Source organism: Aeromonas sp. R5-1 (genome assembly GCF_040908265.1).
Classification (GTDB): domain Bacteria; phylum Pseudomonadota; class Gammaproteobacteria; order Enterobacterales; family Aeromonadaceae; genus Aeromonas; species Aeromonas caviae.
Genome location: NZ_JBFODJ010000056.1, coordinates 96,740 through 122,310 on the forward strand (window position 1 = coordinate 96,740; position 25,571 = coordinate 122,310).

24 protein-coding genes are annotated in these 25,571 nt (G+C 61.1%); 9 read left to right on the forward strand and 15 right to left on the reverse strand.

Annotated elements, in window-relative coordinates; genetic code table 11:
* Positions 1-3: 3 nt before the first annotated feature.
* The 3 genes from rpoZ to AB5Y64_RS08905 all read right to left on the reverse strand — a co-directional run bounded on the left by rpoZ (position 4) and on the right by AB5Y64_RS08905 (position 2,342).
* Complete coding sequence (gene rpoZ / locus AB5Y64_RS08895) at positions 4-279, reverse strand: DNA-directed RNA polymerase subunit omega (RefSeq protein WP_005307060.1); 276 nt, start codon at positions 277-279, stop codon at positions 4-6.
* A 79-nt stretch (positions 280-358) separates the two neighbouring features.
* Positions 359-985 (reverse strand): guanylate kinase, encoded by a 627-nt coding sequence (gene gmk, locus AB5Y64_RS08900; RefSeq protein WP_039040668.1) that lies wholly within the window; start codon positions 983-985, stop codon positions 359-361.
* Positions 986-1,241: 256 nt separating this feature from the next.
* A complete protein-coding gene (locus AB5Y64_RS08905; protein ID WP_039040695.1) occupies positions 1,242-2,342 on the reverse strand; it encodes a glycosyltransferase family 9 protein in 1,101 nt (366 codons plus the stop codon).
* A gap of 138 nt (positions 2,343-2,480) precedes the next feature.
* On the opposite strand from AB5Y64_RS08905, the gene AB5Y64_RS08910 reads away from it, so the two are divergent.
* Both AB5Y64_RS08910 and AB5Y64_RS08915 read left to right on the forward strand, forming a co-directional pair.
* On the forward strand, positions 2,481-3,194 hold the full coding sequence (locus AB5Y64_RS08910; RefSeq protein WP_010672321.1) for a 3-deoxy-D-manno-octulosonic acid kinase: 714 nt from the start codon (positions 2,481-2,483) through the stop codon (positions 3,192-3,194).
* A gap of 239 nt (positions 3,195-3,433) precedes the next feature.
* On the forward strand, positions 3,434-4,297 hold the full coding sequence (locus AB5Y64_RS08915; protein WP_039040669.1) for a sensor domain-containing diguanylate cyclase: 864 nt from the start codon (positions 3,434-3,436) through the stop codon (positions 4,295-4,297).
* A gap of 63 nt (positions 4,298-4,360) precedes the next feature.
* Here AB5Y64_RS08915 and AB5Y64_RS08920 read toward each other — a convergent pair whose 3' ends face one another.
* Positions 4,361-5,215: a DMT family transporter gene (locus AB5Y64_RS08920; RefSeq protein ID WP_039040670.1), complete on the reverse strand. Its 855-nt coding sequence runs from the start codon at positions 5,213-5,215 to the stop codon at positions 4,361-4,363.
* Between the two features lie 42 nt (positions 5,216-5,257).
* On the opposite strand from AB5Y64_RS08920, the gene AB5Y64_RS08925 reads away from it, so the two are divergent.
* Positions 5,258-5,728: a DUF6314 family protein gene (locus AB5Y64_RS08925; protein WP_039040696.1), complete on the forward strand. Its 471-nt coding sequence runs from the start codon at positions 5,258-5,260 to the stop codon at positions 5,726-5,728.
* Positions 5,729-5,833: 105 nt separating this feature from the next.
* On the opposite strand, the gene AB5Y64_RS08930 is transcribed toward AB5Y64_RS08925, so the two are convergent.
* Both AB5Y64_RS08930 and AB5Y64_RS08935 read right to left on the reverse strand, forming a co-directional pair.
* Positions 5,834-5,995, reverse strand: a complete 162-nt coding sequence (locus tag AB5Y64_RS08930) for a hypothetical protein (RefSeq protein WP_010672325.1) — start codon at positions 5,993-5,995, stop codon at positions 5,834-5,836.
* Positions 5,980-6,879 carry a DMT family transporter gene (locus AB5Y64_RS08935; protein WP_039040671.1) on the reverse strand — a complete coding sequence of 300 codons (900 nt, stop codon included), beginning with the start codon at positions 6,877-6,879 and terminating at the stop codon, positions 5,980-5,982. Before AB5Y64_RS08935 ends, AB5Y64_RS08930 begins: the two co-directional genes overlap by 16 nt.
* Before the next feature lie 91 nt (positions 6,880-6,970).
* Here AB5Y64_RS08935 and AB5Y64_RS08940 point away from each other — a divergent pair, with 91 nt between their 5' ends.
* Complete coding sequence (locus AB5Y64_RS08940) at positions 6,971-7,945, forward strand: LysR family transcriptional regulator (RefSeq protein ID WP_039040672.1); 975 nt, start codon at positions 6,971-6,973, stop codon at positions 7,943-7,945.
* Here the strand turns inward: AB5Y64_RS08940 and trpS are convergent.
* Together trpS and AB5Y64_RS08950 are read right to left on the reverse strand one after the other, a co-directional pair.
* Positions 7,924-8,937, reverse strand: coding sequence for a tryptophan--tRNA ligase (gene trpS, locus AB5Y64_RS08945; protein ID WP_039040673.1), 1,014 nt, complete (start codon positions 8,935-8,937; stop codon positions 7,924-7,926). The two genes, AB5Y64_RS08940 and trpS, sit on opposite strands and share 22 nt — an antisense overlap.
* A 191-nt stretch (positions 8,938-9,128) precedes the next feature.
* Positions 9,129-9,563, reverse strand: coding sequence for a universal stress protein (locus AB5Y64_RS08950; RefSeq protein ID WP_010672329.1), 435 nt, complete (start codon positions 9,561-9,563; stop codon positions 9,129-9,131).
* A 452-nt stretch (positions 9,564-10,015) separates the two neighbouring features.
* Here AB5Y64_RS08950 and fabV point away from each other — a divergent pair, with 452 nt between their 5' ends.
* A complete protein-coding gene (gene fabV / locus AB5Y64_RS08955) occupies positions 10,016-11,203 on the forward strand; it encodes an enoyl-ACP reductase FabV (RefSeq protein WP_039040675.1) in 1,188 nt (395 codons plus the stop codon).
* An 18-nt stretch (positions 11,204-11,221) separates the two neighbouring features.
* Here the strand turns inward: fabV and AB5Y64_RS08960 are convergent, their stop codons facing one another.
* Entirely contained in the window at positions 11,222-13,006 is a 1,785-nt protein-coding gene (locus AB5Y64_RS08960) for a diguanylate cyclase (protein WP_039040676.1), read from the reverse strand.
* A gap of 209 nt (positions 13,007-13,215) precedes the next feature.
* On the opposite strand from AB5Y64_RS08960, the gene ftnA reads away from it, so the two are divergent.
* Entirely contained in the window at positions 13,216-13,740 is a 525-nt protein-coding gene (ftnA, locus tag AB5Y64_RS08965; RefSeq protein ID WP_010672333.1) for a non-heme ferritin, read from the forward strand.
* An 82-nt stretch (positions 13,741-13,822) separates the two neighbouring features.
* Positions 13,823-15,007 carry an NAD(P)/FAD-dependent oxidoreductase gene (locus tag AB5Y64_RS08970; protein ID WP_039040677.1) on the forward strand — a complete coding sequence of 395 codons (1,185 nt, stop codon included), beginning with the start codon at positions 13,823-13,825 and terminating at the stop codon, positions 15,005-15,007.
* Between the two features lie 240 nt (positions 15,008-15,247).
* Here AB5Y64_RS08970 and AB5Y64_RS08975 read toward each other — a convergent pair whose 3' ends face one another.
* On the reverse strand, positions 15,248-16,468 hold the full coding sequence (locus tag AB5Y64_RS08975) for an MFS transporter (RefSeq protein WP_039040678.1): 1,221 nt from the start codon (positions 16,466-16,468) through the stop codon (positions 15,248-15,250).
* 211 nt (positions 16,469-16,679) lie between these two features.
* On the opposite strand from AB5Y64_RS08975, the gene leuE reads away from it, so the two are divergent.
* Positions 16,680-17,318 carry a leucine efflux protein LeuE gene (gene leuE / locus AB5Y64_RS08980; RefSeq protein WP_010672336.1) on the forward strand — a complete coding sequence of 213 codons (639 nt, stop codon included), beginning with the start codon at positions 16,680-16,682 and terminating at the stop codon, positions 17,316-17,318.
* A gap of 34 nt (positions 17,319-17,352) precedes the next feature.
* Here the strand turns inward: leuE and AB5Y64_RS08985 are convergent, their stop codons facing one another.
* From AB5Y64_RS08985 to AB5Y64_RS09005, 5 genes are all read right to left on the reverse strand, one after another.
* Positions 17,353-18,027 carry a fimbria/pilus periplasmic chaperone gene (locus AB5Y64_RS08985; RefSeq protein ID WP_039040697.1) on the reverse strand — a complete coding sequence of 225 codons (675 nt, stop codon included), beginning with the start codon at positions 18,025-18,027 and terminating at the stop codon, positions 17,353-17,355.
* Positions 18,028-18,041: 14 nt separating this feature from the next.
* Positions 18,042-19,658 carry a hypothetical protein gene (locus AB5Y64_RS08990; RefSeq protein ID WP_039040679.1) on the reverse strand — a complete coding sequence of 539 codons (1,617 nt, stop codon included), beginning with the start codon at positions 19,656-19,658 and terminating at the stop codon, positions 18,042-18,044.
* 2 nt (positions 19,659-19,660) lie between these two features.
* Positions 19,661-22,108, reverse strand: a complete 2,448-nt coding sequence (locus AB5Y64_RS08995) for a fimbrial biogenesis outer membrane usher protein (protein ID WP_234704038.1) — start codon at positions 22,106-22,108, stop codon at positions 19,661-19,663.
* Between the two features lie 78 nt (positions 22,109-22,186).
* Positions 22,187-22,846: a fimbria/pilus periplasmic chaperone gene (locus AB5Y64_RS09000; RefSeq protein WP_039040681.1), complete on the reverse strand. Its 660-nt coding sequence runs from the start codon at positions 22,844-22,846 to the stop codon at positions 22,187-22,189.
* Between the two features lie 60 nt (positions 22,847-22,906).
* On the reverse strand, positions 22,907-23,479 hold the full coding sequence (locus tag AB5Y64_RS09005) for a common pilus major fimbrillin subunit EcpA (RefSeq protein WP_010672341.1): 573 nt from the start codon (positions 23,477-23,479) through the stop codon (positions 22,907-22,909).
* 665 nt (positions 23,480-24,144) lie between these two features.
* Between AB5Y64_RS09005 and AB5Y64_RS09010 the strand changes: the two genes are divergently transcribed.
* Positions 24,145-25,563 carry an IS66-like element ISAs21 family transposase gene (locus tag AB5Y64_RS09010; protein WP_004576012.1) on the forward strand — a complete coding sequence of 473 codons (1,419 nt, stop codon included), beginning with the start codon at positions 24,145-24,147 and terminating at the stop codon, positions 25,561-25,563.
* Positions 25,564-25,571: the final 8 nt, after the last annotated feature.

The following is a 25,571-nucleotide window of genomic DNA, read 5'->3' on the forward strand; positions in this document are numbered from 1 at the left end:
GACTTAGCCGCGACCTTCTGCGATGGCAGCAACGGCAGCCAGCTCGGCGGCTTCCTGCTCTTGCTGCTCGTAGCGGTCCTGAGTATCCATCACCTGGTTGTTGACCAGACCCAGTTCGATCTCGCGCAGGGCGATCACGGTCGGCTTGTCGTTCTCTTCGTCGACCAGGGGATCCTTGCCTTGTACCGCGATTTGACGAGCGCGGCGCGCGGCGACCAGCACCAGGTCAAAACGGTTACCTACCTGTTTTACAGCATCTTCTACAGTAACGCGGGCCATGCGGGACTCCAGTGTTTGGGCTTTCTGTGATTGAAAAAGCGGTGTTTAAAAATGACGCAAAAGTTTACTTGTTTTTGGCTTACTCTGCCAGTAGCTGTTTCAGCAAGTTTTGCTGGGCCTGCTGTTGCTGACGCATTTCCAGGCGCTGGCACTCGATGACGGCCCTGAGCTGGAACAGTGCCAGCTCAAAGTCTTCATTGATGATGACATAGTCATACTCGTCATAGTGCACCATTTCGGCAATGGCTTTCTCCATCCGGCCCTTGATCACCTCGGCGCTGTCCTGGCCGCGGCCGATCAGGCGGCGCTCCAGCTCCTCGCGGCTGGGAGGCAGGATGAAGATGGACTTGGTCGGCATCTGTTCGCGGATCTGGCGGGCGCCCTGCCAGTCGATGTCGAGGAAGACGTCGATGCCCTGCGCCAGGCAGGCCTCGATGGCGGCGCGGGAAGTGCCGTAGTAGTTGCCGAAGACTTCTGCCCACTCGAGAAAGTCACCGCGCTCGATCAGCGCCTTGAACTCTTCCACCTTGACGAAGTGGTAGTGCACCCCGTGCTCTTCACCGGGACGGGTGGCGCGCGTGGTGTGGGAGACCGATAGCTGCATCTTGCCGGCGGCGTTGTGCTGGGTCAGCAAGGCATTGAGCAGGCTGGACTTACCGGCCCCGCTCGGGGAAGAGATGATATAGAGAGTGCCTTGTTGCGCCATGTCTGTACCTTTAAGCGATGATCCGCGCTTTGGTTGTAGCAGAGGCCGCCGTCTTGTGCCCGATAAGGGAGACGGTTGCTCGCAATGCGCGGAGGAATCAGAGTCAGGAGGATGTAAAGGCGGCGAATGTTAGCAGATGGGGGCGGATAAAAAAACGGCCGGAATCATATTCCAGCCGATCAAAATATCCGTAGCTTGCTGTGCGGGCGTTACCCGCATAGAGGGCCATTCTGCCCACGGAGCCGGGGCCGGGCCATCAGATTATCCCTGCGCCAGGGCTCGGAATTTCCGAGTTGCCCTGGGTCGGTAGAAGATGCTTGTCGGTACAGAGGCGGTCGAAGGCGGCGATGACCCGCTCGCGGCTTATCTTGGCCATGGCGTCCGGATCCTTGAGGCGGGTGCGCCAGCCGAGCTCGGCCAGCGGCTTGCCGGTCTCCTGCTCAATCAGTTCTTGATAGACGCTGACCAGATAATCCCGGCACAGATAGGGTCCGGTACGCTCCGGGTTGTGGTGGGCGTAGAGGCCGATCACGGGTGTCCCCACCAGGGTAGCCATGTGGGCAGGGCCGGTATCCGGGGCCAGCACCAGGCTCGCCTCGCCAATCAGCGCCAGCAATTGCTTGAGGCTGGTCTGCCCCACCAAATCTGCCGGCTTGCTCTGGCTGAGGCGCTGGATCTCGGCGGCGAGATCCCGCTCCAGCCTGGCCGGTCCGCCACACAGATAGACCTGAAAGCCCTTGTCTGCGGCGTGATCCGCCAGCGCGGCATAGCCGGCGGCAGTCCAATTCTTGAATGCCTTGCTGGCAGCGGCGCAGATGAGCAGGGCCGGCTTGCCGCCAATTTTCTCCTTCGCCCAGGCCTGGTGCTCGGCGCTGATGGGCGGTTGCCAGTCCGGGGTCAGATCCTTTATCCCGAGCTCTTTGGCGAAGGCGAGAAAGCCGTCCAGCACGTGGGGGGAGGCGGGTGAGGGAACTCGATGGTTGGTGAACAGCCACTGACCGTCGCTGGCGCGCTCCCGATCAAACCCGAGTTTGACCTTGGCCTTGATGCCGAGGGTGGCGATGCTGGCGCGCATGGCGGCCTGCAGGTGGAGCAGGGCATCAAACCTGCGCCCCTTGAGGGTCTGCCAGAGATCGCGATAGCCGCGCACCCCCTTGCTCTTGTCGAAGGGAATGACCTCGACCCCCGGCAGATCGGCAAACAGGGTCGCCTCAATCTTGCCGGTGATCCAGGTGATGCGGGTCTGGGGCCACTCCCGCTGGATGACGCGCACCAGCGCCAGCGCGTGGCAGCAATCTCCGATGGCGGAGAGCCGCAGGATGCAGATGGAGGAGGGCGGCGTTTGGAACAGCGGCATGATGTGGCGCAACGATGGCAAAATGGATGGATGGCATTATGCAAACTCCCCTGTGGATTGTAAAATTGCGCCGGTTGCCCGACCGGCACGGCTTTCTGAATGGATGCCCTGCACCCACTATCGACCGGAATTCTCATCATGCTGACACACACCACCCACAACCAGGTCTGCTGGTATGCCGACGGAGTCTTCCGCGATCCTTCCCCTGCCTTGTTCGATCCTGTCTGGTGGCAGACCCATCGCCAGGTGGTAGGTTCTTCCATCGGTCGCGGGGTGACCTGGTTCGTGAAGGATGAATCCCGCCACTTGGTGCTGCGTCACTACTACCGTGGCGGCATGGTGGGCAAGCTGGTGCGTGACCGGTTCTGGTTTGAGGGGGTGGAGAGCAGCCGGGCCATGGCTGAATATCGTCTGCTGGCGACCCTGAGTGAACAGGGGCTGCCGGTGCCGCGCCCCTTTGCGGCCCGCATGGTCAAGCAGGGACCCTTCTATCGGGCCGACATCCTGATCGAGCGCATTCGCGGCGCCAAGGATCTGGTGGCCCTGCTCAAGCAGGGGCCGATCGCCGGTGAGGTGTGGCACAAGATAGGCAAAACGGTGCGCCAGTTGCACGATGCAGGGGTCTATCATGCGGATCTCAACAGCCACAACCTGCTGCTCGACAAGGAGGGTAAGGTGTGGGTGATCGACTTCGACAAAGGAGCCATCCGCTCCCCCGGCAACTGGCAGCAGGCCAACCTGGAGCGGTTGCTGCGCTCCTTCAACAAGGAGTCGCAACTGCACACCAGCTTCCACTTCGTGCCGGAGAACTGGCAGGCGCTGATGGCAGGCTATCAGGGCAAGGTGGCGTGACGTCGGGTTTCACTTCGTAGCTGGAGGCTGGCAGGCCCTGATGGCAGGCTATCAGGGCAAGGTGGCGTGACGTCGGGCTTCACTTCGTAGCTGGAGGCTGGCAAGCCCTGATGGCGGACCACCGGGGGCGAGAGGTGCGAGGCCAGCGATGCTGGCGCGGTTGCTCGGCGCCAGCACCAATGTTACTTATTGAGTGTGATTGCTTGGACAGATATTCAGATCCGGTTTCGAGGCGCGTGATGGAAAGGTATGAGACTCCCGGGGTTGAGGTCACCACTCCCCTTGAGGTGACGCTGATGGCACAGGCCATGGCGATGTTGGAGGCCGGGATCTGGACCTGGTCGGCCGGGCAGGGTCTGAGGCGGGACCCTTCCTGTCTGCAACTGCTGGGTCTGGAGGGGGGCGAGCTGGGGGATCTCGGCTGGCTGGATCGGGTACATCCGGATGATGCTCCCCGTCTGGCAGAGGCCCTGGAGGCCTGTCAGCAAGGGCGCAGCAACGGGCTTCGACTCGAGTACCGCATCCTGCACCATCAGGGCCATTACATCCGGCTGGAGGAGCGGGTCCGTCGCGACGAAGGGGGTCAACTGCTGGGGGTGGTTCGCCATCTGGATGCCGCCATGGCGCCCCTGGAGGATCGCCACGACACGGATCCCCTCACCGGCCTCGAGAGCCGCAGCCACTTCGAGCTATTGCTGGATGAACGGCTGGCCAGCGAGAGCGGCAGTTTCTGTCTGCTGCAGTTCAGCGTGGATCACCGCAGCAAGATCCTGCAGTTGTTCGGGGAGGCGGCCTGCGACGCCATGCTGGCCAAGCTGGCCCGCATCGTGCGCCGCGAGCTGCGTCGGGAAGATCCCTTCGCCCGTTGGGACGAAGACGGCTTCATTCTGATGCTCTCCCAGACCGATCGGTTGAGCGGCCTGGAGATTGCCGAGCGGCTGCGGCTCGAGATCGCCGACGCCAGCCTGCTGCCCCAGCGTCCGGTGACCGTGAGCATCGGCCTGGTGCAGAGCCAGAGTGCCGAGCAGCTCGATCACCTGCTGGCCCGGTTGGCCTCCTGCCACGGTCAGGCGAAGCGGGAACACAACGCCGTGGTCGGCTGACGGCCAGTCACTGTCCGCGAACCCATTGACGCCGATGGACCCATCAGCGTCAATGGTTTTCAGTCAGTGCTCACTGACCTGCTGACGCTGGCAGACCCAGAGGGAAGCCAGCATCAGCAGGGCGCCCAGACCGAGCCTGAGCAGGTCGGTATCCTTTCCCCAGAGCACCAGATTGACCAGCAGACCCGCGGGGATCAAGGCGTTGTTCATGATGGCCAGCACGCCGCTGCTGACCAGGGTCGCCCCCTTGTTCCACAGGAAGTAGCCGAGCCCGGATGCCCCGACCCCCAGCCAGAAGAGGATGCCCCATTGCAGGGGGCTGGTGGGATATTGAGGTTTGCCCAGCAGCCACCAGGCGGGCAGGGCGATCACCAGGGCGCCCAGATAGAAGCAGCCGAACACCGCCAGCTGGGGCGGCTGCTCAGCCTCCCGGGCCAGCAGCACCTTGTAGCCCACCTGGCCCAGGGCGAAGCAGACGTTGGCGCCCTGCACCACCAGGAATCCCAGTACATAGCTTTCGGTCAGGCCGTCGAAACGGATGACGGCCGCCCCCAGCACCGCCAGCAGGGCCCCCCACAGATAGACAGGCTTGAAGCGCCCTTCCAGCAGGTCGTGGATCAGGGTGACATAGATGGGGGTGAAGATGGTGAACACCAGTACTTCCGGTACCGTCAAGAGCAGGAAGGAGTGGTAGTAGAAGAGATACATGATGCCGAGCTGGATGGCACCGAGGGCCATCAGCTTGGCCACCAGATCGGGGCGCAGCCAGCGACGGCGCAGGAAGGGCAGAAACACCAGGCTGGCGAGCACGATGCGGGTCAGTACCGAGAAGTAGGCATCCACCTGACCGGCAAGGTAGACCCCGATCAGGCTGAAGGAGAAGGACCAGAGCAGGGTAACCCCTATCAAGTAGTTCATGTGATTGAATTGTCGTCAGTTGTCAATTTGGAGGGCGCTATGATGGCCGAGTTGGAAGGCGCGATCCAGCGTTTATGGGAAGGGTTGTCACAGATCGGAGCATTTGCCTTCGAGGCGAGCAACGGGGTCGGATCCGCCACCGACTGGTGCGGTCGCGGGGAGGGTGCCGTGGTGGTGACCGATCACCATGGGGGGTGGCTGTATGCCGAGACGGGTCGCTACACCACGCCCCATGGCCGGGAGCTGACCATGCACAACCGCTTCTGGTGGCAGCGCACCGCACGGGGGATCATGCTCTCCCACCTGCGCTACGAGCAGCCGGTGATGCTGTTCGAGCTGTTGCCCCGGGGGGACGGGCACTGGGTCACGGCCGAGCCTCACCTGTGCGGGCAGGATCACTACAGCGCCGAGCTGACCGAAACCGGCGAGGGTTTCCTGCTCGCCTGGCAGATAACGGGGCCGCGCAAGAACGAGCGGTTGAGTTATCGCTACGGACCAGAGGCGCAGAGATAAAAAAACCGGCGCAGGGCGCCGGTAGAGGGGACAAATCGGAGGTTTTGTTAAAACGGTCCCAAAAACAGGAGAGATATACTCTCGTCACACACGCAGAGAGGGTCTTCAGGCATTCAGTGCATAGTTCAGCATGGCTTGCAGCTTGCTGTCGAAGAACCAGGGCAGCAGCACCATCAGCAGACCCAGCACCCCGGCCAGCCGGTGGCGATACTGCCAGCCGGCTATCAGTACCAGACCGCCGCAGAGGGTGGTCAGGATGCCTGACATAGGGCAGCCTCCCGCTGTTGGCGGCGCTGCTGTGCCCACTGGTTGAGGGCGACCGAACCCAGGATCAGGGCCAGCGCCACGCCCGTGGTGGACTGGATCTGCTCGCCGAGGAACAGGGCTCCCAGCATGACGCCGAACAGCGGCACCAGGTAGTTGCTGAAGGAGGCGAAGGTCGGGCCCGCCTTCTGGATCAGCGCCATGTAGAGGAAGTAGACCAGGCCGGTACAGAAGATCCCCAGCATGGCGACGGCGCCCATGGCCTGCTGGCTCGGCAGGGTGATGCTGCTCAGGTCGGCCACGAAGGGCGCGGCCAGCAGCAGCTGGATGGCTGAGGAGATCAGGATGTTGCGGGCCACGACCACAGGATGGTCCTTAGCGAAGCGCTTGATCATCAGCAGGCCGATGGCGAAGCAGCTGGCACCGAACAGGATGGCCATGGCACCGAGCAGGCCGGCATTCATGCCGCTGGTCAGCTTGGGCCAGAACAGTACCAGCACGCCGATGAAGCCGATGATCACGGAGACGAGGCCGCCCTTGGTGATTCTTTCACCAGAAATAAACAAGGGAGCCGCCAGAATGGTCACAAAGGGGATACAACCCATGACCACGGCCGCGATGGCGCTGTCCACATACTGTTGTCCCCAGGCCACCATGATGAAGGGGATGGTGGCGTCGAGCAGGGCGATCAGCATATAGGTTCGCCAGGGCGTGTGTTCACTCTTGAGGCGCATGAACAGGCAGAGCAGACCCAGGGTCAGGCTGCCGCACAGGGCGCGTCCGGCGGCCACCATGATGGGGGGCAGTTCAGCCACGGCCTGGTGCATGAAAATGAACTGGGAGCCCCACAACAGGCCGATCGCCAGCAACAACAGATAGCTACGCATTTGAATCTCCGATGTAATTCGCCCGCGCATTCTATGCAATCTGCTACTATGCCAAAAATGAATTGTCGTCATTCAACTATGGCCAATATCGATGGAACTGCCCCTCTCCCGCCTCGACCTCAACCTGCTCACCGTGTTCGACATGCTGATGCAGGAGCGCAACGTCACCCGTGCCGCCGAACGGCTGCACCTCTCCCAGTCCACCGTCAGCCACGCCCTGGGGCGGCTGCGAACGGCGCTTGACGACCCCCTGTTCGTGATGAGTCGGCGCGAGATGATGCCGACCGAACGGGCCAAGGCGCTGGCGAGCCCGGTGCGCCAGGCGCTGGCCATGCTGGAGCAGGGGCTGCGTCAGGCCAAGGGATTCGACCCGGCAAGTGCCCGGCGGATCTTTCGCATCGCCACCCCGGGCTCGGTGGAGCACGGCCTAGTGCCGGTGCTGGTGGAGTGGATGGTGCAGCAGGCTCCCCACTGCCGACTGGAAGTGTGCGAGCTGGCGGACAGCGACTACGAGCGGGAGCTGGAGAAGGGGGAACTGGATTTGGTGATCGGGTTTGCCGGTGCCAACCATCTCTCGCCCCGGTTGTGGCGCGAGGAGTGGTTCAGCAATCCGCTGGTCTGTTTGTCGCCCCTCGGCAGCGCTCTGCCCGACATGCTGGGGCCGGGAGAACTGGTCAGCCGCCCCCATATCCACACCTCCAGCTGGGGCCACAGCCAGGCCATGGTGGATCTCTGGCTGGCCCGTTTCGGGGTGGAGCGGGAGCTGGGGGTCAGGCTGCCGAGCTTTATGGCGGTACCGCCGCTGATGGCGACCGGCCGCTACCTGGTGGTGGTGCCCGAGATGATCGGGCGCCACTTCTGTCGCCACTATCCGTTGCGCCTGCACCAGCTGGAACCCGCCATCCCCATCGTCTACCTGATGGCGGGCCACCCGCTCAGTGCCCATGACGAGGCGATCGGCTGGTTCAAGGGGTTGTTGCACCGGCTGGCGAGGGAGCGCTACGGCGCGGATGCGCTCGGCCATCCCGCGCCGCAGGGGGCAGATCACGCCAATCCGGAGAAGTAGTCCAGCCCCATCGCCCCCTTCACCTCGGCCAGCACCTCGTCGGTGAGGGCCCGGGCCTGCTCGGTACCCTGCTGCAACAGGCGCAGCAGCTGGCGCTTGTCGGCGATGGCTGCCTCGCGCCGCTCCCGCATCGGAGCGAGCAGGGTCTGCAGGCAGTCGTTGAGTACCTGCTTGCAGCGCATGTCCCCCAGACCACCACGCTGGTAGTGGGCCTTCATCTCGGCCACCAGGGCCTTGTCGGGGTGGAAGGCATCCAGATAGGCGAACACCGTATTGCCCTCCACCTGACCCGGATCGCTCACCTTGAGGTGATTGGGGTCGGTATACATGGCGAACACCGCCTGCTTGATCTCGCCGCTCGACATGCCGAGTTCGATGGTGTTGCCAAGGGACTTGGACATCTTGGCCTTGCCGTCGATGCCGGGCAGGCGGCCGGTGTCGCTCAGGATGGGCTGGCACTCGGTCAGCACCTCTTTGCCAACCAGGGTGTTAAAGCGGCGCACTATCTCGTTGGTCTGCTCCAGCATGGGCAGCTGATCCTCGCCCACCGGTACGTGAGTGGCACGAAAGGCGGTGATGTCGGCGGCCTGGCTGACCGGATAGACGAGGAAGCCGGCGGGCAGGCTGCGCTCGAACCCTTTTTGCTGGATCTCGGCCTTCACCGTGGGGTTGCGCTCCAGCCGGGCGACGCTGACCAGGTTGAGGTAGTAGGTCGTGAGTTCGGCGAGGGCGGGCAGGGCGCTCTGGAGACAGAAAGTGGTCTTGGCCGGGTCGAGGCCGGCGGCCAGGTAGTCGGCCATCACCTCCAGCACGTGGTCGGTCACCTTGGCCGGGTTGTGGCCGTTGTCGGTCAGCGCCTGCAGATCGGCGATCATGACGAACTGGCGGTAATGGTGCTGGGCGGCCACGCGCTGGCGCAGGGAGCCGACGTAGTGGCCGATGTGCAGTTTGCCGGTGGGGCGGTCGCCGGTCAGGATCACGGGGTTGTGCATGTCACTCTCTCCAGTGGGGTGAGCCGGGAGGCGACAAAGGGATGAAAACAATGACCGCCTCTCGGCGGTCACGGTGTTTTCTTTGGGAAATTCTACATAGAAAAGCAGTGCCGCCTGTTTAGAAGCAGCACCACCAGTAGTTGTGATTGAATGAGGTCATATTCATGGCAAATCACACTACGCCTGTTCGATCACTTCTGCAAGGGCACGACCAGCATGTCGCAGGGCACGGTATTCATCAGCTGGCGTGCGCTCGAGGTGAGCAGGCTCCAGAAGCTCTGGCGATGGCCGCACACCAGCAGGTCGATCTGGTAGTCCTTGACCGCCTGGTTGACCCGCTCGCTCAGATCGCCGCAGATGACCAGCTTCTTCTCGATGGGGTAGTCCACCGAGGCGAGGAAGGCTTCCAGCTTCTCCTTCGCTTCGGCGATCACCTGGTCCTGCACGTTGTCGATGTCGATGTCGATCATCTCGGTGTAGAGATCCTTGAGGTCCACATCCACATGGATCACCGACAGCTTGGCGCCGTTGGAGCGGGCCCGGTCGACCGCCTTCTCGATCACCTTGCGGTTGTCTTCCGACAGGTCGATCGCGGCCAGTACGTGTTTGTAATAGGTTCCATTCATGGGAGTTCTCCTCACTGATCCTGGGTCCACTATACCAATGTCTGCTGAAACTAAAACGGCATCGTCGCCACAGTTTCAGGATTTGCCTGACCCCGAACCGGAAGGCGTAGAGGTGCAGGTGGCCGGGGAGTGCATATTTTGAACAGGAGTTTGACGCCGGTCACAGGCGTGCTATTGCCCTCGGGAAGGTGGGGGAATAGGATGTGCCCGTGCTTCGCAATGAACACAAAACAACAAAAAGCATCTGAATACCGCTTTGGGGAGCCTCGCGCTCCCTTTTGTTTTTCTGCCCTCTTCCAGTCCATATCCCGTCCGACATCAAGGTAATCCCGCCCCCCTTGGTTATGCTGTAGCCAGTTCCCTTGGCAAAACGGCCAGGGCTCCTCACCTGCAACCGGGTGACGCTGTCATGGCCGTTTCTCATGTCCCACCGATGCACCGGAGAGTCCTTCATGATCATTCATCCCCAGATCCAGGGTTGTGTTGCCCGCAATTGCCACCCCATGGGTTGTCGCGCCGCCGTGCTGCAACAGATCGAACAGGTGCGGGCGGCGGGGCCGTTCAACGGGCCGAAACGGGTGCTGGTGCTGGGGGCATCGTCCGGTTTCGGGCTGGCGTCCCGGATCGCGCTCACCTTCGGCGCCGGGGCCGATACCCTGGGCGTCTCGTTCGAGCGGGGTCCCTCCGACAAGGGGCTCGGCAGTGCTGGCTGGTACAACAACATCTGGTTTCGTCAGGCGGCGGAGCAAGCCGGTCGCATCGCCGTCAACCTGATCGGAGATGCCTTCTCCGACACCATGCGCCAGCAGGCCATCGACGTCATCCGCCAGCGACTCGGGCAGGTGGATCTGGTGGTCTATTCGCTGGCGAGCGGAGTCAGGGTGATGCCGGATGGCACACAGGTACGCTCGGTGCTCAAGACCACAGGCCAGCCGCTGCAAGGCTGGGGGCTGGATCTGGAGCACGATGCGCTGGTGCAGCAGTCGCTGGTGCCAGCCACCCCGGAGGAGATCCGCGACACCGTCACCGTGATGGGGGGCGAGGACTGGCAGCGCTGGATGCAGGCATTGCAGCAGGCGGATTGCCTGGCCCCCGGCGCCCGGACCGTTGCCTACTCCTATATCGGCCCCGAGTCCACCTATCCCCTCTATCGGGACGGCACCATCGGCTATGCCAAGGAGCACCTGCACGCCACCGCCGAGACCATCAACCTGCAACTTGCCGGGATTGGCGGTCATGCCTGGGTGTCGGTTTGCAAGGCGCTGGTGACCAAGGCGAGCGTGTTTATTCCGGTGCTGCCTGTCTATCTGGGCCTGTTGATGGGGGTGATGAAGGAGCGTGGTGTCCACGAGGGCTGCATCGAGCAGATGCAGCGGCTGTTTGCCGACAAGATGTACGGGCCCAGAGGGGTCGTCGCCGATGGCAACCGGCTGATCCGGATGGATGACCACGAGCTTGAGCCAGCGGTGCAGGCCGCCGTCTCGGCGCTCTGGCCCAAGGTGACGCCGGAGAACTTCCGCACCCTGGGGGATTTTGCCGGGTTGCGCCAGGAGTTCATGCAGCTCAACGGCTTCGAGCTGCCGGGGGTGGATTACGGTGCGCCGGTGAACGTGGCGTCACTCACTGAGCTGACGCCCTGACACCCGCACGAGGGGGCATCAGGCGACGTTGCAGGCCAGTTCAGGGGAAAGATTGGGAGACTGGGCCAGCACGGTCTGGTTGCGCCCCTGGCGCTTCGCCTGATACATGGCCATGTCGGCCCGATGGATGAGCTGGCTCAGGCTGTCATCCTGCGTCGAGCGTTCCGCCACTCCGATGCTGATGGTCATGTGGGGGGCCGCCAGGTAGGCGATCCGGCTTCTCAGCTGCTCCGCCTGCCGCCAGCAGGTGGCCCCGTCCTGGGTCATGGCCACCAGAAATTCTTCCCCGCCCCAGCGCCCGATCAACTGCTGGTCCGGCGCCCAGCTCTTGAGCTCCCTGGCCAACTGCCGGATAGCCTGATCCCCCGCCTGGTGACCATGCTTGTCGTTGATCTGCTTGAAGTGATCGATGTCGATGATGAGCAGGGTCAGGGGCGTTTCGTGCAGCCATTGCTGACCCAGTCTCTCCAGCAGGGCGCGCCGGTTGGGCAGCCCGGTCAGCTGATCGAAGGTGGCGAGCTTGTAGAGGTGGCGCGAGCTGCGGTGGAGCCTGCGGGTGGTGAGCCCGAGCAGGATCAGAGCGACGGCCAGCAGCACCAGCAGCAGCAATTGGTAGTAGCGGGCACTCTGCTGGTAGAGCAGTTGCTGGCGCTTGCTCTCGTTCTCCTGCTGCAACGCGCGATTGCTGGCCTCGCTGCGAGCCAGATCCATCTCGACCTGGAAGGCGGCCGCGTGCTGGCTCAGGGTCTGGTTGAAGTGCTGCTTGTAGTACTGCATGTAGCGGGTCATGGCCCCGTAGGCCTCGGGGTAGCGGCCCAGATCGGCCAGTAACCTGGCCTGCATCGCCCGACCATCCATGGAGAGAGGGGCGGTGTGCTCCATCAGCAGTTGCAGGGCCAGCTGCTTCTCGCCACGACCCAGCAGGGTTCTTGCCCTGATCTCGGTCAGACGGGAGGCCGCCTGCGGGCTATCCAGCCTGTCATAGATGGCTTGTGCCTCCTCCAGGCTGCGCCAGGCGGCGTGCCAGTCCGCCCGTGCGTTGAACACCATGGCCTGGTAGCCGAGGACGATGGCGCGATAGTGGGGTGACAGGCTCGGCGTGGCCAGCAGGGTATCGAGCAACTGGCTGGCTCTGGCAGGCTGGCCCATGTCGATGTAGAGCCTGGCCATGTTGGCCCGGATGATGGCCTGGCTGTTGGGTTCGTTGAGCTGCACCATCTGGCCGAGGGCATCCTGATAATAGGTCTCGGCCTCACGGTAGAGATTGAGGTCCGCATAGAGGTTGCCGAGGGTCATCAGCAGACGGCCGCACTGCAAGGTGGAGAGGATGGAACCCGGCTCTTTCTGCTTGAGGTGATAGGCGGTCTTGAGCTCGAGGATCGCCTCTTTCATCTGCTGGGTACGGTAGAGGGCGAGCCCGTTGAGGGCATGCCACTCCGAGACCTGCCTGGGGTGATGCCGGACCGCTGGCCAGAGCTGGGTGAGCAGCTCGAGCGCCTGATCCGGCGTATCGGCATCCAGGGTCAGGGCAATCTGCTGCAACCGGAAGTCGAGCAGGCGCAGGGTCTCCTGCTGGGCATTGGCCAGACCCCGGGCGCGGGCATTGTCGCGCTGTGCCTGGGGATAGCGGCCTAGGGCTGCCTGGGCCAGGGACCTGGCGTAGAACAGTTCCATATCCTGCTGGGGACTGGCGTCGAGGCGCTGCAGATAGCCGACGGGATCGCGCGCCGCCTGCAATTCAGCCTCTTTCAGCAAGGAGGGAGCTGCCTGCAACTGGGTCATCCAGAGCAGCGCCAGTGCCATTATGAATCTCATTGAATCCTTTCCCCGACCAATGGCGCCATCATAATGGCTGATGTCACCTACACCATGTTTCTTTGCTTCTCTATAACCGTATGGGGGAGAGGATGAGGTGAAAAGTCGTCGCAACTGCGGGGTGCGTCGGTTGTCTCTGGTTGCGTCAGGATGCAACAGTGGCGACAATCGTGGGCAAATCACAGTGGAGAATCATCATGTTGGCCAAAGCCATGATCGAGAAGTTGAACGAGCAGATTAATCTTGAATTCTATTCCTCCAACCTCTACCTGCAGATGAGCGCCTGGTGCGAGGACAAGGGCTTCGAGGGGGCCGCCACCTTCCTGCGCCAGCATGCGGTCGAGGAGCGCCAGCACATGGAGCGCCTGTTCACCTACGTGAGCGAGACCGGCGCCATGCCGGTGCTGGGGGCCATCGAAGCGCCTCCCCATGAATTCAAGTCCCTGGGTGACATCTTCCGCACCACCCTGGAGCACGAGTATCACATCACCAAGTGCATCAACGGTCTGGCCCACGTCGCCTTCACCACCCAGGATTACTCCACCTTCAACTTCCTGCAGTGGTACGTGGCCGAGCAGCACGAAGAGGAGAAGCTGTTCAAGAGCATCGTCGACCGTCTGAGCCTGGTGGGCGAGGATGGCAAGGGCCTCTATTTCATCGACAAGGAGCTGGCCGAGTTGGCCAAGGGCGCCCCGGCCAGCATCATGGACGGCAACGCCTGATAGTCGTGGACACTTAGTGTTCAGTCAGTACAATGACGGCCCCTTGTAAAGGGGCCGTTTTTCTTTTGATGGGTGAGTGACGATGAAACAGGTGGATGTGGTGGTGATCGGTGCCGGGGCGGCCGGATTGATGTGTGCGGCCCAGGCTGGCTACCGGGGTCGCTCCGTGCTGGTGCTCGACAACGCCAAGAAGCCGGGCCGCAAGATCCTCATCAGCGGCGGCGGTCGCTGCAACTTCACCAATCATCAGGCGGGTCCCCATGCCTTCCTTTCGGCCAACCCCCACTTCTGCAAATCGGCGCTGGCGCGCTATACCCAGCAGGATTTCATCGATCTGGTGGACAGGCACGGCCTGAACTACCACGAGAAGACGCTGGGCCAGCTCTTCTGCGACGACAGCGCCAAGGATATCGTCGACATCCTGCTGACCGAGTGCGACTGGGCTGGCGTGACCCTGCAGTTCCAGACCGAGATCCTCACCGTCAGCAAGACAGATGAAGGCTTCGTGCTCGACACCAGCAAGGGGAAGATCGCCTGCTCGTCGCTGGTGGTCGCCACCGGCGGCCTCTCCATGCCGAAACTCGGTGCCACCCCCTACGGCTTCAAGCTGGCGGAGCAGTTCGGCCTCACCGTGCTGCCGACTCGCGCCGGGTTGGTGCCCTTTACCCTGCATCAGGCCGACAAGGAGGCCTTCGCCGATCTGGCGGGGGTCAGCCTGCCGGTGGCGGTGACCGCCGAGGATGGCACCCGCTTCAAGGAGGCCATGCTGTTCACCCATCGCGGCCTCTCCGGCCCCGCCATCCTGCAGATCTCCTCTTTTTGGCTGGCGGGGGAGAAGATCCACATCAACCTGCTGCCGGATCTCGACATTCCAGAGACCCTCAAGACCTGGGCCCAGGCCCATCCTGCCCAGGAACTGAAAACCGTGCTGGGGCGCGAGCTGCCCAAGCGCTTCGTCGACAAGCTGGTGGAGCTGGGATGGCTGGTGAGCAAGCCGATGCGCCAGTACAACGAGCGGGAGCTGGAGGCGGTGGCCACCCTGCTGGGGGATTGGCAGATCCTGCCCAACGGCACCGAAGGGTATCGCACCGCCGAAGTGACCCTGGGGGGAGTGGATACCAACGCGCTCTCCTCCAAGACCATGGAGGCGCGCACCGTGCCCGGCCTCTACTTCATCGGCGAAGTGGTCGATGTGACCGGCTGGCTCGGTGGTTACAACTTCCAGTGGGCCTGGTCGTCGGGCTGGGTGGCAGGCCAGTACTGCTGAGGGACGCCGCGGCCCTGCGGTGAATGGTCCCGTCAGCGGCCTCTCGGGTGACAACTTCCAGTGGGCCCGCTCGTCGGGCTGGGGGAGAGGCCGTATTGCTGACAAAGAGGCTCGGCGGATGAGTCCGAGCGGATCGGGCCGTGTCAGGCGGCCCGAGTGATGGAACCAGACGCGGCCTGCTCAGGCCGCGTTTTTTATGGTCGGTCGACTCGTCCGTCGACGCTGGCGGCCGCTTGGCCTCTAGCCTCTCCTGATATTGGGCAGGAAGGCGGTCAGCAGGCCAATAAGGGGCAGATAGGCGCAGACCTGATAGACGGTTTCGATGCTGGTGGCATCGGCCAATTTGCCCAGCAGGGCGGCCCCTATCCCTCCCATGCCGAAGGCGAAGCCGAAGAAGAGGCCGGAAATGGTGCCGACCTTGCCGGGTACCAGATCCTGGGCGTAGACCAGGATGGCGGAGAAGGCCGACGCCAGGATGAGGCCGATGACGATCGACAGCACCGAGGTCCAGAACAGGTCGACGTGGGGCAGCAGCAGGGTGAAGGGAGCGACGCCGAGGATGGAGATCCAGATCACCCGCTTGCGACCGATGCGATCGCCGAGCGGCCCGCCGAGCACTGTCCCCGCCGCGACGGCAAACAGGAAGGCGAACAGATAGAGCTGGGCGCTCTCCAGCGACAGGTGGAACTTGTCCATCAGGTAGAAGGTGTAATAGCTGCTCAGGCTGGCCATGTAGAAGAACTTGGAGAACATCAGCAGACCGAGGATGGCCAGTGACCAGCCAATCTGGCGGCGGCTCAGGCCGGTACCGGCATGGGCTCTCATCCGCCGATGGAAGCTGGCGGCATGGTGGCTGGACCAGCGGCCGACGAAGCTGAGCACGATGACCCCGATGAGTGCGAACAACGAGAACCAGGCCGCACTGCCCTGTCCCTTCGGCACTATGATGAGCGCCGCGAGCAGGGGGCCGATGGCCGATCCCAGATTGCCGCCGATCTGGAACAGAGACTGGGCCAGACCAGGCTGGTTGCCGGCCGCCATGCGGGCGACCCGGGAGGATTCCGGGTGGAAGACGGAGGAGCCCATGCCGATCAGCATGGCCGACAACAGCACGGCGCCAAAGCTGCCTGCCTGCGACAGGTAGAGCAGCCCCACCAGCGTGAAGCCCATGCCCAGAGGCAGGGAGTAGGGCATGGGTCTGCGGTCGGTATAGAGGCCGATCAGGGGTTGCAGCAGCGAGGCCGTGAACTGGTAGGTGAGGGTGATGAGACCTATCTGGGTGAACGACAGATCGAGCCCCAGCTTCAGGAGGGGATAGATGGCCAGCAGTACCGACTGCATCATGTCGTTCAACAGGTGCGAGAAGCTGATGGCGGCGATCACCGGATAAGCGGTGGTAGTCGGGTTGTCCACCGCGGGCGGGGCGGTGATCGGGGTGTCGGTACTCAAGGTCTTGTCCATGGCTGGGGTATCACTCCCTCTACCATGCCCTATCCCGGCGTATCTGGACATAACCAAAGTGGGCGAACGCCCGGATTGCGTTCGCGTGGCGCGCAGGCCGTTCATGCTGACGGCGTGTGGATGGCTGGTCAGATCTTGTGCTTGGCGCGGGGCGGATTAGTATAGAAGGCCTGCCGCCGTTATCCGGCTCATCACCCGCCATGGAGGGAACATGTTCGAAAGCCTGGGTGTCATCAACGTCTGGACCTATCTGGTCGGTCTCTTCTTCATCATCATCGCCCCGGGCCCGAACTCCCTCTACGTGCTGCGAACCGGTGCCGTGCGCGGCATAGGCCCGGGTTATCGCGCCGCCCTCGGCGTCTTCGTCGGCGATGCCATTCTCATTTTCTGCGCCTATCTGGGGATCGCGTCCCTCATTCGCACCACCCCATTGCTCTTTACCCTGGTGCGCTATCTGGGCGCCATCTATCTGCTTTATCTGGGGGTGAAGATCCTGCACGCGAACTTCATCGCCAAAAAGGCGGGACCGGCGTCCGAGATGGATCCCGGTGAGCGCTATTTTACCAAGGCCCTCACCCTGAGCCTCACCAATCCCAAGGCGATCCTGTTCTACGTCTCTTTCTTCGTGCAGTTCATCGACTTCAGCTATGCCCACACCTGGATCTCCTACCTGGTGCTGGCTGGCATGCTGGAAGCGATGAGTTTCGTCTACCTGACCCTGCTGATCTTCGGCGGTACCCTGATGGCCCGCTTTTTCCGTCAGCGCCAGACGGCGGCCCGTCTCGGCAACGGCCTTATCGGCCTCTTCTTCATGGGGTTTGCGGCCAGGCTGGCGACGCTCTCCTCCTGACCCTGGGGATTGCTGACCGTCCGGTGTCGGGCACCTAGTCTGGCCAGCAATCCTTGCCCACCGGGATGAAGCGGGACTGGTAGACGATGAGCTTCTGGTTGCCCGGCTGATTGATCCGGGGATTGTGGTAGGTCTCCCCGGGCAGCAGGTACTTGCTGTCCGCCTCGCTGTCCGCCTGCTGGCAGCCCCGTTTCACCATGAACTCGAAATAGGTGTTGCCGGTATTGGTGATGGTGCTCTGTGCCGGGTCCAACTGGTATGCAAAACGTGACTGACGCGGACGCACCACCAGGATGGACTGCAGGGCCAGTTTCACCTCGACGGTTCCCTGGTGCTGCGTCTGGCTGCCTTCATCCACCTGGGCTGCTGGTGACTCGGTGAAGGTGATGCGGTAGTAACGCTCATGGTCATCGGCGGGCCCCTTGTAGTAGAACTTGACGTTCTGGGCATGTCTGGCGTGCAGGGTGAAGCGCCTGGGGGCAAACAGCAGCTCACCGGGGACGGTGGGCAGTGTCCTGCCTCTGGCCGTGGGGTCGCTGATTTTTTCCATCTGTATGTCGTACAGCTTGGGTGAAGCACTGTTGTTGGTCAGGGTTCTGGTAATGAACTCCTGCTCTGGCGCCATGGCAAGAGTCATGGCGCCGATGTCGAGGGCGGCGGCCTGTGAGGCCAGCAAGCCGCCCAGCAAGGGCCAAAGTAGACGATGCATGTTGTACTCCATGGTCAGCGCCAGGTCCCCTTGATGGTGATGGTGCCGCTTTGTTCCACCTCGCCTTCCCACATCTCGTCGCCCATGGTGCGCTGCACCATGGGATCGGTCAGGTCGAATTCCAGCGCCAGCTTGTAAAACCGGGTGATGCCCTGACCGTTGACGGGATCATTCCACTCCTGCGGTGGTTGATTGTCCTGTATTCCGAGGGTGCGAATATCCACCGGTGTGCGATCGCAGCGAATGGCGTGCCGTGAACCCGCTCCATGAGCCACCGAATCGAATACCAGCCTGGTAGGGATGGGGACGGCCTGTTCAGGTGCGAAGGAGCCTGCCGGATAGAAAGTGCAATATCCCCGATAAGGCGACCCCCTGTCCTGTGAAATAGAAATTTCCAGCATATCGGCACTGATGGGGCCGCTATCAGAGATATTGTATGAGAAGCTCAGAATGTCTTTTCCGACCTGCCCCTCCCTGTAAGGATTGCTGACGCCCTCCGAAGACAAGATGGATACGCTGAAGTCCCGCGGCTTTATCACGATTTCAGTGGTGCCACTGAATTCATAAAACCCACTTTCTGGTGCTTTGACATTTCGCATGTTGAAGTTAATCAAACTTCTTGTCAGTTGATCCTGAAGCCCGAGTCTGACCACCTGTTTGAAAAAATTACTGGAGAGAAACAGATAAATAGACGACTGCCCATTGAGATAGCCGATCTTGTAGTCAGCACCCTTGCTTGCCCAATTGGTGAGATTTGCGCTCATTTGCACATCTGCACTGGCAATGGCGCTGTTCAGGGCCGCATTTTTTATGTTTGTGTATACATAGGGATCGGAGAAGGACTGACTACCATCCTGACTGAAATCGTAGTCAAGAAAACGGCAGAGAATACCATCACGGGTACCCAGCCGATAATTCTCGCAGCCTTGTGAACCGGGTAACACATAGGGTGCTCCATTGCTGTCCACGATCACTTCACTGATGGCATTGGTCTGTATAAAACGAAGATGACCCGCTTTCTTGTGCTGTACCTTTCTCACATACCAGGTGCCGCTGCTTTGATCTATGCAACGCTCACCCGAGGCTGCATCATAGGCTCTGGTGGTCCTGCAGAGGTTCATTTCCCTGTTCAGGATGGCTCCAACCGGCATTGTACGCAGGTAATCAAAGAAGCTGGCGCTCAATTTTGCATGAGCATATCCAGTTGCCGCCTTCGTTAATCCAAAGAAACCTGTTTCATTGACGACGCTCGGCTTGTTGACCGCCTCTGCCGTTTGCGGGTCACATCCAGACCAGCTCTTTATGCAACGCTGATTGATATAAGGATACCGAATCGGGCCGTTTTCCCACATGTCGATATTGTCGTTGGTGACTGTGTAGTTATAGCCATTGTCAGCATATGCCAGGCTGACCTGTCTGGAGTCGGACGTCCAGGCATTGCCACCTGACAAGCGAGGGTCCAGATAATCGGTTGGGGTAATGAATAAATTGTTGTCCTCCTGATTTTCAATAAACAGCAAATGACGAAGATCGGCATCAGCCAGATTATATTTTGTGACAGCCGCACTGCCTTGCTGTGCCCAGCCGGCGCCAAGTGCAATGACCAGCAGCAATCTGTGTGTGATGTTCATGTTCAATACTCTCTCACCATGGCGTAGGTGGGCAGTCCCTGGCAGGTCACGATGCCGACCCAGGCCGCGCCCGTGTGTTGTGCAAGATCCAGGTCGGCTTCACAGAAGTCGCTTCCCCGGCGGAAAGTCAGCATGGGGTTGGCCTTGTCCACGTCCAGGGTGAACTCGCCGACCTCGTTGGTCACCGTGGTGCCGATGTGGTTGTCAATGCGGGCGTTAGCAAGCAGCGAGCCATCTTCTGCCCTGAGTACGCCAAACACGGTGACCATCTCCTTGATGCTGCTGCCGGCATCCAGAGTGGCGACGTTGCCGGGGAACAGGGTATAGCGCTGCTTGCCGGTGTTGATGTCATAGCTGTCCTTGCCCGTCTTGCTGTTGAGCAGTTCCACCTCGTATTCCTGATAAGGCGGGAGCGCCAGGAAGGTCTGTTCCCCTTGCAGGGGGTAGTCCTGTCCATTCACCTTGGCGAGCATCTGTCCTTCCCGGTGGATGCCGGTATTGATGATGAGGCCTGAACCAGAGGTGCTCCGGCTGGATGCGATCACGTCGTTCTCCGTGGTGATCAGGGCACCCCGTGCAATCAGGTTGCCATTCACGTCGCCGCCATGACCGCGACCCAGCGTTATGGTGCCGCCGATGACCCTATTTTCGAACCCCAGGGTGCCGGAAAGCGCCATATTGTGTGTGTCGCTGCCGTGCATCATGCGGGAGGCATTCAGTGCGGCCAGGTTGATGGCTCCCTCCATGCGCTTCTGATAGTTGAGGTTGGCCGTGGTCTGGCCCTGCTCGTTGCTGCTCATGCCGAAGCTGAACAGATTGTCGAACGGGATGGAGTAGTCCAGGGTGATGCTCTTGTTGCTGAATCCATTGAGTGTGCCACTGTCGCTCTGCAGGCTGGCGCGCATGGAGAGGGTGCCGTATCGGCCCGCATAGAGGTGCTGGTAGTAATCCGCATAACTGCGATCGCTGTTCATCTGACGGTCGTGCGTGGTGTTGAAGGTCAGCTGACCCATGCCGCTGACCCAGCCACCCAGATTGATCGTGATGCCGGCAGAGTAGAGCTCGGTTGCACTCACTCCCAGGGCATCGCCTGCATACAGTTTTTCCTGGCTGACCCACAGGGAGGCATTGTCATGGGCTTGCCAGGAAAGGCTGGACGCCAGCCGCCAGGAGTGATCGGTGGACAGCATGCTTTGCAACTGGGTGCCGAGGCGATCCGTGACCTGCCAGCTTGCGCGTGCCTCGCCGACGGCCGCATCCCTGAAAGCATAGGTGGTCGTCGCCAGATCAAGGGCATCCAGCGAGCGTGCCAGCGACAGACCGAGCAGGGGGGAATCGCCGCTGTGCTGGCTGTTCTCCATCATGCCTCCCCACCATTGCCATCCCCACTCCCGGGTAAAGCCCTGATTGCCGCCCAGCTTGGTGACTCGCTGGGTGGTCGTGCTGGTCAGGCGGCCGTCGACATAGACTTCGACCGTGACGTTGTAGACCCCGTTGGGGAACGCGGAGGTGTCGATGTGCTGGTTGCCGATCGCCAGGTTTTGCAGGCCTATCAGGCGTTCATCCCGATAGACCCTGACCTCGCCGTTGGCGGGCATGAAGACTTGCACCGGAGTGGTCGATTCGTTGGTGGTCTGTTTTCGAGATTGCGCCTGGTTGCCATAGGATGCGCCGTAGAGGCGACCCGTGGTCAGGCCCGTCACCACCCCCAGGGTCTGCAGGTCCCATGTCGAGACCATGCCTGCTGCGATGCGGCGATCATCGAGATCCCGTTCGTACATGGCGCGGTAGATATCGCCGCTCTGCTCCGGCTCACCCAGGTTGTAAAGGGAGGCATCCACGGCGACATGGTGCGCGCCCAGCCCGACGGTACTCTCCAGCTGCAGGAAATTGGAGTCCTGGTGTCCGCTCTGGGGGGTATTGATGAAGGAGTAACCCAGGTTGTAGCGCTGTACGCCCGTCAGGGTGTCCACCGTCGGGGTCAGTGCGACACGGTTGTCAGATTGCCTCGCCTGGCCAAAGGCATCCCGTGACACCCGGATGGTGAGCAGCATGGCGACGAGGTCCAGCTGCATGCTGGCATCGGCATCGATCTGCAAGTCGCCATCGGCAGAAAAGGTGCGTCTTTGCTTGCTGGAGAGCAGAGTGGTAAGGGCATCGTTCAGCACACCTTGCTGCTGGCCGGCACTGAAATCAAGGTGCAACAAGTGCAGCTTGCCGTCTTGCAGCAGCAGGGTGGCATTGCCGATGGTGTCGTCGGTCAGGGTGTCGATCCTGTTGTCCTCATCCGTGTATCGCAGGCGTACCGGTACCGCCAGCCCCTCTTCCAGCGCCTTGGCAAAACTGGCAGGAATGATGACGTTGGCAATTTTGAGAGGGGCAGCAGTGCTGGCCGAGGCTGACATCGCAATCAGCCAGGAGAACGGCAACAGCCAGGCTTTTTTCAACATATCGAGCACCATGGTTCCGGGTGTGGAGAACGAGAGCCGTCACCCTGCAAGAGGGTGGGGCGGTACCGTGATTGGGGATTACTTGATGACGACGAATTCCTGACCCAGCCAGAGTCCCAGGTGGCTCTTTGGATCACGCATATTGACCTGCTTGAACCGGCGCTGCTTGCCCGGCAGGTCGTAGTAGGTTTCCTTGCACAGCTCCTCGCCTTTCAGGCAGGGGCCATACGCTACCGTGCGATAGGAGGCATTGCCCTGGTTGGTGAGCATGTCGTCCTTCAGGTCGTAGGCGAACCGGTGCTGGCGTGGTGTTACCACCAGAATGGTGCCTATCTGTGCTGACGTGGTGGCAACCGCCTGGCGGCGTTCGTTGCGCTGATCGTCGACGGAGAGCGCCGTGTCCAGCCAGCGGATGCGGTAGTAACGCTCCTTGTCATCCTGCGGGCCCTTGTAAAAGAACCTGACGTTGTTTCTGGCATTGGCGGGCAGCATCAGCCGACTGGGTGACAACATCAGCTCGCCGCTGACTTCCATGGGGATCTCCTGCCCTCCCTCTTCCGGTGAGGTGATGCGTGTCACGCTGATCGTGACCAATCTGGCCTGGTCGCTGCCATTTTCAATCTGTTTGGCGACCTCCTGGCTGCCTGCATCGATGAAGGTGGTGACGGCGCCGACATTGATCGCCTGGCTGATACCGGGAATGAGCAGCAGCCAGATCGCTGCAATTTTCAGGTTCATGATGTGCCCCTAAGAGAACAAAGGGCCCCGCAGGGCCCTCAATGGTATGCGGTGGATGAGTTAGCTCCAGTTCGCTACGAACTCGACGTTGACTTCACCGCTCCACAGGCCGTCCGGCAGGGCGTCAAAGGTGGTGGGGGTGCCGCTGGCAGTGGCACTTTCAATGTTGAAAGTGAAGGAACCCTGCGCCGTGACGCGTTCGGCATCGTTCTTGAAGCCGTTGGCAAGAGGAGAAAGATTCCCCCCCGTGATGCCGGCAGCGGTGTCGATCAGGGTGGTGTAGGCGGTTGTGCTGACCGGTGCGCCGCCCCACAGCACGCCCACATCGACGGTGGAGTCGCCACCGAGGTGATTCAGGGTGCCGTTCAGTTTCTTCGCCTTCAGGGTGAAGTCGGTCGCGCTGGCATCACCCTTGATGGCGACATCGAACAGGCCGTTGACGGTGTTGAACCCCTTGATCCCTTCGGCATATTGGAAGGAGAGGCTGGAGAGCGGGGTGACCACCAGCTCGGAAGTGGTGTCTTTCTTGGCAGTGGCCTGCCAGGTCGCGACGGCAGACGCTTCTACGGCGGCTTGAGCGGTGGCGGCAAAGCCCAGGGTAGCCACGGACAGAGCAATCAGAGTCTTCTTCATTACGATATTTCCTACATATCTTCTGGATGGTATTGACCACCCGGTTGGTTCATTGCCCGTCAGGGGCATGCCTTGCCACGTTGGTGACGATTCGACCAGTCGTGGCAGCCGGACCTGGAACAGGTTGCTCCTCGGACCAGCTTGTTTTTTCGTCGATCAAGATAGCGATCGGATCTGTCTTGATCGACCGAATGGTGTGTAGGAAAAATCCCAAAGGAAAGTGGGTGTAAACCCTTATAAAATAAATTTTTTTCTTTTTCTTTCAGTGGCTTGCCTCTTCCCATGTATTTGATTTATATGTTTTTTTGGTCTTTTTTTCGTAGGAGGAAGACAGTTGGAAAAACCGGGAAGGGGGGAAATCAGCAAGGGAGGAAAATTGGCAAAAAAGGGCCTCATACGAGGAAATGTAAGTGCAATGTATTGATAAATATATAAAAAATTAGTGAAGCTATAATGATGATTAACTTGAAAATGCCATTTTTATATTCATTTAACATATGTAAAACAAAAATGGGTTGTATGGTGTCGTTGCTTGATTTGTAGTTAATATGCTCGTCGGACAGTAACTGTTCACCCAGATGGCATTGACAGGAAAAAGTGAGACGATCATCCCTTGATCCACTGTTGCCCCTTGCCTGATCCCGCCAGCTTGGCACCATCACGTCATGAGCAAACCCATTACGCCACCACCCGGCCTGCCGCTGACCCTCGAGCAAGCCAACGAGCTGATTTACAAGCTGATGGCGCGCATCGCCGAGCTTGAAGACCGCCTCAACCAAAACAGCAATAACTCCTCCAAGCCCCCCTCCACTGATGGCTCGGGGACCCCGCCTGCGCGCAAGCGCCCCGCTTCCGGCAAGGCTCGTGGTGCCCAGCCTGGCCACAAGGGGCAGCGGCGTGAACGTCATCCTGAGGACGACCGACTGACGGCAATACCACACTATCCTGCCCGGCAGTGCGCCTGCTGTGGTGAGCAGGTGGTGTCCCATGACAAGCCCTACCGGGTTCATCAGGTGTTTGACCTGCCCGAGGTCAGCTATGTGGTGACAGAGCATCAGCTGTATCGGGGCACCTGCCGTGGGTGCGTCACCACCAGTGAAGCAGCCCTGCCCGATACGGTGAGCCACAGCCAGATGGGGGCTAATCTGCTGAGCTATATCGCTTTGCAGAGTGGTCAGTTCCACCAGAGCATCAGCAAGATACAGCAGCAGCTCAAGCAGCACTTCGGTTTGAGCTTTAGCCGAGGCGCCATCAGTGAAGCGCAAGGCCGGGTCAGCGCCATGCTCACCCCGACCCACCAAGCCATCAAACAGCAAGTGCAGTCTGCCGCCATCATCCATGCCGATGAAACCCGGCACCAGCGGGGCGGTGAGCGACGCTGGATGTGGCTGGCCCTGAGCAAGGTCGCGGTCTGCTTCATGACGGCGTTTGGCCGCGGTCAGGAGGCAGCGAAGCGGTTGCTGGGCAGTGAGCTTGATGGGGTGCTGGTGACCGACCAGTATGCGGGATACCGCTTCATCGACAGCGCCCAGCGCCAACTGTGCTGGGCGCATGTGCTGCGCAACGTGGCGGCGATTGCCGAGAGTAGCGACGCCGTCAACCAGCCTATCGGAGCCCGGCTGGTACTGCTGGCTGACACGGTGTTCAGAACCCGGCATGGCTATGAACAAGGCTGCTTAAGCCGGGAGCAGTACCAGCGAAGGTTGCAGCGATGTCGGCAAAGCTGGCGAAGGCAGCTGGAGCGGGGCAGTGTACTGTGTTCCAAGCGCTACCGTGGGCGCTGCCAGTTACTGCTCAAGGACGATGAGATGCTATGGCGTTTTATGGAAAACGACGAGATAGCGCTGACCAACAATGAAGCGGAGCGGGCGCTGCGTGGCTATGTGCTGTGGCGCAAGGGAAGCTATGGCGTCTGGTCGCATCGAGGCGAGCAGTTCAGGCAGCGTATCCTATCGTTGGTGGAGACGGCCAAGCGATTGGGCCGCTGCCCGCAGGAGTGGCTGAGGGCAGTTGTCAGGTCCTGCATCGAGAAAACCGACTACCCGTTCCCGGAGGAGTTGGTGCTGTCAACACCGTCCCGGTGAACGGTTAC

What these genes read in the sequence shown, in the direction of transcription:
- AB5Y64_RS08970 (WP_039040677.1), top strand. Translation starts at nt 13,823, where the DNA reads ATGAAACAGGTGGATGTGGTGGTGATCGGTGCCGGGGCGGCCGGATTG.
- AB5Y64_RS08920 (WP_039040670.1), bottom strand. Translation starts at nt 5,215, where the DNA reads ATGAACTACTTGATAGGGGTTACCCTGCTCTGGTCCTTCTCCTTCAGC.
- gmk (WP_039040668.1), bottom strand. Translation starts at nt 985, where the DNA reads ATGGCGCAACAAGGCACTCTCTATATCATCTCTTCCCCGAGCGGGGCC.
- AB5Y64_RS08950 (WP_010672329.1), bottom strand. Translation starts at nt 9,563, where the DNA reads ATGAATGGAACCTATTACAAACACGTACTGGCCGCGATCGACCTGTCG.
- AB5Y64_RS09010 (WP_004576012.1), top strand. Translation starts at nt 24,145, where the DNA reads ATGAGCAAACCCATTACGCCACCACCCGGCCTGCCGCTGACCCTCGAG.
- trpS (WP_039040673.1), bottom strand. Translation starts at nt 8,937, where the DNA reads ATGCACAACCCCGTGATCCTGACCGGCGACCGCCCCACCGGCAAACTG.
- leuE (WP_010672336.1), top strand. Translation starts at nt 16,680, where the DNA reads ATGTTCGAAAGCCTGGGTGTCATCAACGTCTGGACCTATCTGGTCGGT.
- AB5Y64_RS08985 (WP_039040697.1), bottom strand. Translation starts at nt 18,027, where the DNA reads ATGCATCGTCTACTTTGGCCCTTGCTGGGCGGCTTGCTGGCCTCACAG.
- AB5Y64_RS08940 (WP_039040672.1), top strand. Translation starts at nt 6,971, where the DNA reads ATGGAACTGCCCCTCTCCCGCCTCGACCTCAACCTGCTCACCGTGTTC.
- AB5Y64_RS08990 (WP_039040679.1), bottom strand. Translation starts at nt 19,658, where the DNA reads ATGAACATCACACACAGATTGCTGCTGGTCATTGCACTTGGCGCCGGC.
- AB5Y64_RS08925 (WP_039040696.1), top strand. Translation starts at nt 5,258, where the DNA reads ATGGCCGAGTTGGAAGGCGCGATCCAGCGTTTATGGGAAGGGTTGTCA.
- AB5Y64_RS08930 (WP_010672325.1), bottom strand. Translation starts at nt 5,995, where the DNA reads ATGTCAGGCATCCTGACCACCCTCTGCGGCGGTCTGGTACTGATAGCC.
- AB5Y64_RS08935 (WP_039040671.1), bottom strand. Translation starts at nt 6,879, where the DNA reads ATGCGTAGCTATCTGTTGTTGCTGGCGATCGGCCTGTTGTGGGGCTCC.
- fabV (WP_039040675.1), top strand. Translation starts at nt 10,016, where the DNA reads ATGATCATTCATCCCCAGATCCAGGGTTGTGTTGCCCGCAATTGCCAC.
- ftnA (WP_010672333.1), top strand. Translation starts at nt 13,216, where the DNA reads ATGTTGGCCAAAGCCATGATCGAGAAGTTGAACGAGCAGATTAATCTT.
- AB5Y64_RS08915 (WP_039040669.1), top strand. Translation starts at nt 3,434, where the DNA reads ATGGAAAGGTATGAGACTCCCGGGGTTGAGGTCACCACTCCCCTTGAG.
- AB5Y64_RS08995 (WP_234704038.1), bottom strand. Translation starts at nt 22,108, where the DNA reads ATGTTGAAAAAAGCCTGGCTGTTGCCGTTCTCCTGGCTGATTGCGATG.
- AB5Y64_RS08905 (WP_039040695.1), bottom strand. Translation starts at nt 2,342, where the DNA reads ATGCCGCTGTTCCAAACGCCGCCCTCCTCCATCTGCATCCTGCGGCTC.
- AB5Y64_RS09005 (WP_010672341.1), bottom strand. Translation starts at nt 23,479, where the DNA reads ATGAAGAAGACTCTGATTGCTCTGTCCGTGGCTACCCTGGGCTTTGCC.
- rpoZ (WP_005307060.1), bottom strand. Translation starts at nt 279, where the DNA reads ATGGCCCGCGTTACTGTAGAAGATGCTGTAAAACAGGTAGGTAACCGT.
- AB5Y64_RS08975 (WP_039040678.1), bottom strand. Translation starts at nt 16,468, where the DNA reads ATGGACAAGACCTTGAGTACCGACACCCCGATCACCGCCCCGCCCGCG.
- AB5Y64_RS09000 (WP_039040681.1), bottom strand. Translation starts at nt 22,846, where the DNA reads ATGAACCTGAAAATTGCAGCGATCTGGCTGCTGCTCATTCCCGGTATC.
- AB5Y64_RS08910 (WP_010672321.1), top strand. Translation starts at nt 2,481, where the DNA reads ATGCTGACACACACCACCCACAACCAGGTCTGCTGGTATGCCGACGGA.
- AB5Y64_RS08960 (WP_039040676.1), bottom strand. Translation starts at nt 13,006, where the DNA reads ATGGCACTGGCGCTGCTCTGGATGACCCAGTTGCAGGCAGCTCCCTCC.